At 50.0% G+C, this 6148-nt stretch carries 7 protein-coding genes; 1 reads left to right on the top strand and 6 read right to left on the bottom strand.

Annotated features, from left to right (window positions below; genetic code table 11):
* Positions 1-70: 70 nt before the first annotated feature.
* The gene (locus tag ABF463_RS13535) at positions 71-595 is read left to right on the top strand and encodes an SLOG family protein (protein ID WP_415534402.1); all 525 of its coding nucleotides are present in this window, start codon (positions 71-73) and stop codon (positions 593-595) included.
* Between the two features lie 12 nt (positions 596-607).
* On the opposite strand, the gene yfcE is transcribed toward ABF463_RS13535, so the two are convergent.
* From yfcE to ABF463_RS13505, 6 genes are all read right to left on the bottom strand, one after another.
* Entirely contained in the window at positions 608-1150 is a 543-nt protein-coding gene (yfcE, locus tag ABF463_RS13530; RefSeq protein WP_415534400.1) for a phosphodiesterase, read from the bottom strand.
* Between the two features lie 30 nt (positions 1151-1180).
* Complete coding sequence (locus ABF463_RS13525) at positions 1181-2671, bottom strand: ArnT family glycosyltransferase (RefSeq protein WP_415534398.1); 1491 nt, start codon at positions 2669-2671, stop codon at positions 1181-1183.
* 38 nt (positions 2672-2709) lie between these two features.
* Positions 2710-3165, bottom strand: coding sequence for a nucleoside-diphosphate kinase (locus ABF463_RS13520; protein WP_415534396.1), 456 nt, complete (start codon positions 3163-3165; stop codon positions 2710-2712).
* 42 nt (positions 3166-3207) lie between these two features.
* Entirely contained in the window at positions 3208-4593 is a 1386-nt protein-coding gene (mltG, locus tag ABF463_RS13515) for an endolytic transglycosylase MltG (protein WP_415534394.1), read from the bottom strand.
* Positions 4594-5022: 429 nt separating this feature from the next.
* Entirely contained in the window at positions 5023-5601 is a 579-nt protein-coding gene (locus ABF463_RS13510) for a 5-formyltetrahydrofolate cyclo-ligase (RefSeq protein WP_415534404.1), read from the bottom strand.
* The coding region (locus ABF463_RS13505; RefSeq protein WP_415534392.1) for a DJ-1 family glyoxalase III at positions 5601-6148 on the bottom strand (548 nt) is incomplete at its 5' end. The genes ABF463_RS13505 and ABF463_RS13510, both read right to left, overlap by 1 nt.

Raw genomic sequence — 6148 nt, 5'->3', positions numbered from 1 at the left:
ATGGAAAATGTTGTATAAATAAGGAGTGAGATTGTATTGATTCCACGCAGTCTTACAAAGGAGGTGTAACATGAAAGCCGTTAAAAAAACCTGCTCACTGATAGGAGATTCGGGTTTCTTGCTGCCGTTTGAACTCGACCGGGAGGATCGTGCGCGCACACTGCGCGATGTAATCTTTCAGGAAACAGAAAAAGCGGTGCTCACAGAGCACCACCGCTTCCTCTGCGGGTTCACCGCCGGAGTTGATTTAATATTTGCCGAAACCGTGTTGGAATTGCGCCGAAAATATCCGGACATTGCTCTTGAAAGCGTCCTCGCTTATGAGAACGAGGCTACTTCATGGGACGAATGCACGCGCGAGCACTATTACCGTCTGCTCGGATATTGTGATAAAGAGCATTTATTGCAAACACAGTTTTCAGCCAACTGTCTGGTAAAACGCAACCGCTATCTGGTCGATCATGCGGACAGCCTGCTGACTGTAAGTGATGGACTGCTCGGCAATCCTGCTCAAGCCATTCAATATGCATCCGTCCAAGGTAAGCATGTCGTCCGCATCAGCCCTTCCACACTGGCCATACAAAAAATCAGTTAATGCGATTACGTCTCAAAACTGTATTTTTTTATACATATTTCCTGCCAAATCTTTAATGGTAAACGAATCGCCCTCAAGCACACCGTATGTATGCGGTGTGTTTTCTTTTGGCAAAGAGATTGAACCCGGATTAAGGATATAGATATCCCCGCGCTTCTCGGCTTTTGGTACATGCGTGTGTCCGTAGCAAAACACATCGCCCGCCGCCAAAGGAGGCAGATTGCTTTCACTGTAAATATGCCCGTGCGTCAGGAAAAAGCGCCGTCCCTCATGCATCAAGATGGAATAGGTGCTCATCACTGGGTAGTCCAAAACCATTTCATCCACTTCGCTGTCACAATTGCCGCGCACCGCGATGATGTTGTCAGCATGTGCGTTTAGCAGCGTGGTTACTTCCTTGGGGCCATACTCCTCCGTAAGCGGGTTACGCGCGCCGTGGTACAACTCGTCCCCCAAAATCACAATAGTCGTGGCCCCCTCCCGCTCGTACGCCGCGAGCGCCTGCTTTAAATAAAACGCGGAACCGTGGATATCCGACATAAAAAAAACTTTCATAATCATAACGCCTTTCTTGTTTTTTGCTTTCTATTTTACCACAAAAACTGCATGGCTGTGTGCGAGCAAAAAATAACCATCTTTTTGTGCCAAAATCCGCAAACCATTTGCGGAGACATCCTGTTTGGGATAAACGCGTTCACTGACGATTGCTACCGCATTCGGATCTTGAACAAACGCCGCCAATCCGCCGTCCATGCAGTGCAGGTCGGCGTAGGCCTCACCCACATATACATCGTTTTGCTGCCAATCGGAATCCTCGGTTTCATCAAGAATATAAGCCGTTCGTCCCCTGGCATCCGCAGCAACCGGGTCACGCAGAAATTGCTGGACAGGTGGAATCGGACCGCTCAGCGCTGTGATAATGGTATCATGCACATTGCACACGAGCGTTATTGCCGTCACAATTGCCAGACAAACCGCCAAAACGCGGGCCACCGCGGACGATGTGTGCACCCATGCTTTCCCGCAAACCACACCGCAAACAATGACCAACGGAATCATTGTTGGGATAATATACCACATATATTTGGTGGAGGCTATCGAAAAGAACACAAACGGCACCATAATCCATAAAGCAAACAACAATAAGTCCGTCCGCTCCACCTCACCAATGTGATGCCGATGGGTAACTGCCTGCCACACCAACCAGCAAAGCACCGCCAGTACCAGCAATCCCACCGTATTTTTGCCGAGCGTGATCATGACATAGTACAAGATGTCGCCGCCGTGTCCTTCCAGCGGTCTGGACGATCTTGCCAATAAATCCCGATCAATCATCCCTCTAAAAAATGCCGTTCCGTCAGCGGCATAACGGAACGCCGCCCAAATCACGATGGGGGCAAATGCGCAGGCCAGCATTCCCGCCCAAATACGCGCGCCCAGATGGAAGAGCTGTTTGCTTGCCAGCAAAAACAGACCGGCAATCGCCAACAATGTGCACGCGTGCCAACTCTTGTCCAAGAAAGCCAGCGCAAAGGACAGACCAGACAAAAAGAGCCATCGTTTTTCTACCTGCGCCCAAAAGATTGAAAGAACGCACAGTGTGCATAAAAAGCCAAAGAGTGCATCCGCATCGCCGCTGCGCCCATAATGAAATTGGTAAAACAGGTTTTCACAGGCAAGCAGTGCGGTCGTAACCAGACAGGCCACACGACCATACCGTTTAAACACAAAACGGGAAACAAGCAGTACTGTTCCAAACATGGACAACGCCGCGTAAAAACGCAACGCCAGCACCGTGGTGCCAAACAAACGGAAATCCAACATAATTGCCCAAAAACTGAGCGGTGGTTTCAAATTCCAATAATCCGGTTTGTAGCGATAAAAATTGACAATCCAATTGCCAGTCTTCAGCATCTCATAGGCGTTAACACCGTGGCGTGCTTCGTCCCAACTGTTGACACCCCCGGCATCCAGACGAAAAAACGCGGCAAACGCGGCAAACGCCAGAACCAAAATAAGCGCCGCATAAAATGCGACGCGTCTTTTATGGACATTGAAAAACCCAGCTCCGAGCATGAAAACCCCTTCTCTGTAAGGCGCAGGTGCTCCGCTTCTTAAAAAGAAAATTGCGGCAGCCAGAGTCCTGCCTCCGCGCGCACAGCTTCCTTGGCATCCGACGCATGGATTAAATTTCGTACCAAACGACCTTCCGGCACGGAAATCTCATAGGAATCTCCCAATCCCAAATCGCCCCGAATCGTACCTTTTTCCGCTTTGGCCGGCTGCGTCGCACCCACGATCGCACGCACATCCTCCACGACCGTCTCTTTGCCCTCCAAAATCGCCGGCATCACCTGTTTTCCCTCAAACATGTCCAATGTTTGTCTTTTGAAATCGGCTCCGTATTTTTGGATGTGTTCAGCGTAATGTGCACAAATGATTTCCGGCTTCACCGTCTGGATATCCACCGCACGCACAGTAATCCCCGCGTGAAAAAAATAATTCATCACCGTATATACCAGTCCACGCGATAAGGCATCCGGTTTTAAAAATACAAAAGTCAAATTCATATGACCCGCTCCATTCGTTTCCGCGTTATTTTTTGCAAAATATCACTGCCCGCTGCTCAAATCTCCCGTTGCCTGGGGGGTTCCGGCTTTTGCGGCCTTTTTTACATTTTTGACGTGGTCGGCAAAATTACTGGCAAAGTAATAATTTCCATTCGCATCGCTGACAAAATACAGATAATTGGTACTATTGGGATTAAGTGCCGCCTGAATGGCATCCATTCCCGGATTGCAAATTGGCCCAGGCGGCAGCCCCTCATACCGGTAGGTATTGTAGTGTGAATCCAGCGCCGCATCCGATGAGTTGAGCGCGGCCGTCAAGTCACGCTTGGCATAAAGCACCGTCGCGTCGGACTGAAGTAATTTTTTCCCGTTCACGCCTGTACGCAAGCGGTTATAAAAGGCAGAAGATACATCCGCCATCACCGTCTTGCTTGCCGCTTCTTTTTGGATGATGGAAGCGAGCGTGACAATCTGGTCGACGGTCATCCCTTGCTGCTGGGCCTTTTGCACCATATCGGGCGTAAACTTAGCAGAAAAATTGGAGAACATCTTCTGTGCCGCCGTTTTGCCCGAGGAATCTTTTAGAAGCGTATAGGTATCGGGATACAAATATCCCTCGTACTTATAATACCGGTTGGGATCGCTGGGTATCTTTGCACCCAAGGGAAATGTAAAACCGCCTGCATCCAGCGCGTTCAAAAAATCCTGCTGGGTGCATACGCCTTTTTTATTGAGAAGATCGGCGACCTGCTGTAACGTCTGCCCTTCCGGAATCGTGACAGTCAAGTTGTTTTTATTCTGGTCGGGGTCACGCAGAACAGATATGATTTCCTCATACCCCTGCGACGGGTTGACGGTATAGACACCAGCTTGAAACCCACTGATTTTGTTTTGGCGAACAAAGAGGCGAAACCCTATTTCATTGCTGATAACGCCGCTCTTTTTCAAGACCTCTGCAATCGTTCCGGCGGTCGCACCGCGCGGAATGGTCACATCCACTTTTTGATCCGGTTTGCCAAGGCCGTACCGGTCAGCAAAGACCGAAAGCACTACAGTGGCAATCAAAACAGATACCACAATCAGCATCGTCACATACAAAAGACGGTGCAGGAGTTTTCGGCGCTTGTTCAGAGCGGGTTCCTCCTGCTCTGTAGATTCGCCGTCCTCCCCGTCATCCGTCTGCTTGTTGTCGGCGGCATCGTACAATTCTTCGATAGGCGTATTAAAATGAAACGGCTTTTTTTCCGTTGTATCTGGTAAAGATTCCGGTTCCTGCTGATCCGCATTTTCCGTTTTCGCACCATCGTTCGGCGCAGGCGCGGCAGACTGTTCCGGGTTGTCGTTTGCTTTCGGCATTTGATTCGACTGCTCTTCCGGCCCCTCTGAAGACTGCTGTGATTTGTTTTTTTCATCTTTTTGATTTGACACTGTTATCTTCCTCAATCTATATCGGTGTTGTACGGCACATCTTATTGTTACAGTCTACAAGTGATGAATGCACACCGCCAGTCACGTATGCATATACTGAAACAAATATACATGGAGGTGAATGGTATGAACCTATTTGGCGGCGGCATAAAATCCGAATGGATTATTTTGTTGGTCCTATTCTTCGTCATCTTCAGCGGCAATCAGCAGGATTGCGACAAACCCACCAGATGCGATTGTTAATATACATGTTATTTCAGGCAGCCTGATTGCCCCGCCCGGCAACATTTGCCCGTTACAATCCGCTAAAAAGCCCTTTCGAGGGCTTTTTAGTTTTTAGAAGCACTAAAACAAGACAAGCCCGCAATTACTTTTGATTATACACTGTTCCGCAGTCAGTTGACAAGCAGCTGGAATCGTTTTCATCCATTAGATGGAATTGGTTTTCCATATTTCACAGTCGGAGACCACGACAGACATCCGACAGTCATGCGCTTCCGTAGGCAACAGCGTATCTGAAATCAGCATGGAATAGCAAAGGCCGACGGAAACGCCCGGAAAGTCGGGCAAGAAACGATCGTAAAATCCGCCGCCATAACCAATACGCGCACCGCTTTGGTCAAAAGAAAGACCCGGAACCAAGCAAAGCGAATGCACGTCCGGCAAAACGCGCACACCGCCCGGCGGCTCCAACAAGCCGAAACGGGCAGGCCGCAGCTCATCCAGTGAACCAATGGCATAAAACACCATGCGTTTTCCTTCACATCGGGGTACGGCGACCCGCTTGCCATCCCGCAGCGCTGTCCGAATCAGCGCATGGGTGTCCACTTCCTCCCGCACAGATACATAAGAAAACAACGTATCACAGGAGCGATACTCCGGCAAGGATATCACTTGCTGCCGTATAGCGGCATCCATCTGTTCGCGCCGCGCTTGTGTAAGCGCCATGCGCCGCGTTTGCAAGCTCTCCCGAAGCGCCTGTTTTTTGGTGCGGTCTGCTGCGTCCATCAACGGATCTGCATCCCATTTTTCACTTGTTCCGCCTGTTCTTTGCCTCTTAGTGCCTCCACAAGCGCCAAGCCGAATGCAAACGCCGCTCCCGGGCCATTTCCGGTAATGATTCGTCCATCCACACAAACAGATGTATGCCCGACCGTCGCACCTGTAAGTTCCGACTCATATCCGGGATAGCAGACCGCATGTTTTCCTTTCAGCAGCCCTTTATGCCCCAAAATGGATGGCGCGGCACAGATGGCGCCCAACCATAAGTCATTTTGTACTGCATAATCGACAAACTGTTGTACCACCGTGCTCGCTTCCAGATTGGGCGTGCCCGGGCCACCGGGCAGAACCACCATTTCCAGTTCACCGGTGCCGACCTCCTCGGCAGTCATATCCGCTGTAACTGTAACACCGTGTGCGCCCACTATCTGTCTGCCGGAGACACCAACCGTTTTCACCGTCACGTCTCCGCGACGCAGGATATCCAATGTTGCAAGCGCTTCAATTTCTTCAAAACCTTCTGCTAAAAACAGTACGACCATGACAATGTCCT

It is taken from the genome of Ethanoligenens sp., from assembly GCF_047718355.1.
Taxonomy (GTDB): domain Bacteria; phylum Bacillota; class Clostridia; order Oscillospirales; family Ethanoligenentaceae; genus Ethanoligenens.
The sequence above is the reverse complement of the archived record's forward strand: the minus strand, read 5'-3'. Positions and strand labels throughout refer to the sequence as shown.

Coding starts and splice junctions, on each gene's coding strand:
- ABF463_RS13535 (WP_415534402.1), top strand. CDS start 71: ATGAAAGCCGTTAAAAAAACCTGCTCACTGATAGGAGATTCGGGTTTC.
- yfcE (WP_415534400.1), bottom strand. CDS start 1,150: ATGAAAGTTTTTTTTATGTCGGATATCCACGGTTCCGCGTTTTATTTA.
- ABF463_RS13525 (WP_415534398.1), bottom strand. CDS start 2,671: ATGCTCGGAGCTGGGTTTTTCAATGTCCATAAAAGACGCGTCGCATTT.
- ABF463_RS13520 (WP_415534396.1), bottom strand. CDS start 3,165: ATGAATTTGACTTTTGTATTTTTAAAACCGGATGCCTTATCGCGTGGA.
- ABF463_RS13510 (WP_415534404.1), bottom strand. CDS start 5,601: ATGGACGCAGCAGACCGCACCAAAAAACAGGCGCTTCGGGAGAGCTTG.